The organism is Bacteroides sp. An269 (assembly GCF_002159755.1).
GTDB lineage: Bacteria > Bacteroidota > Bacteroidia > Bacteroidales > Bacteroidaceae > Phocaeicola > Phocaeicola intestinalis.
On the sequence record NZ_NFJG01000236.1, the window covers coordinates 1 to 963 of the forward strand.

Genomic DNA, 963 nt, shown 5'->3' on the forward strand with positions numbered 1-963 from the left:
GATGACCCTGATTCCGGGCTTCCACCGCCTTCCTCCGCCCTTTCCGCTACGCTCCAAGGACGGAGGAAGGCGGTGGCGGAGTTGCACTTCTAACTTGACGGTGGGCATAAACAAGCGTTAATTTGTTTCGGAAGGCAATGGCGTTTTCAATGCAAATCACTATCTTTGCAGTAAATTTAAAACAGATGTTTATGCCCACTCATTCATTCAAAGCAGCCTACAATACGGGAGAATCATGTATTAATTTGGTTTTAGGTGTATATATTTTCACTGAAGAGGGAATCTATATTGCTTATTGCCCTGCACTCGACATTTCCGGTTATGGCGAAAACGAGCAGGAAGCCAAACAATCTTTCGGGGAAGTAGTGCGCCAATACTTAGATTATTGCATCCACGAACACACATTAACGGAAGATTTACAAAAGCACGGATGGAAAGTAGAAAGCATAAAACAACACAAATTCAAATCTCCTGATACAGTTTCAATGATGAAAAAGAATCCGGACTTCAAAAATCTGATAGAGAATAAAGAATATTCAAAATATATGGAAAATCTGTCCATCCCTTCTTTTGCATGAATACACAAAAATTAAGCAATATCCCGTTAAACGAGTTCCGCGAATTTCTTAAGAAATCCGGATGCAAGAAAATCTCAACAGAGGGAGGGCATGAAAAGTGGGTGCGAAAAGATTTAACCCGACCGATCATCTTACAAACCCACATCAGCCCTGTTCCTGAATTCATCGTCAAGAACACATTAAGGAATTTAGGTCTTACGAAAAAAGATTTCTTTGAAATTCTTTTTGATTGCGGACAATAAAACTAATATTTGCTTTTGATATCAATATACTTTTATTCAAGTTTCGCAAGTTCAACTTGCAGCTTTTAATCTATAAATGTCGCAAATATGTTTCATATCTTCCTCCCTGTTGATGATAGCCTGATAGATATCTTCGTCAGTCA

The 963-nt window shown here is 38.8% G+C and carries 1 protein-coding gene; it reads left to right on the plus strand.

The window, feature by feature from the left end; genetic code table 11:
* Positions 1 to 191: 191 nt before the first annotated feature.
* Entirely contained in the window at positions 192 to 578 is a 387-nt protein-coding gene (locus B5F71_RS19495) for a hypothetical protein (RefSeq protein ID WP_143269956.1), read from the plus strand.
* Positions 579 to 963 lie beyond the last annotated feature (385 nt).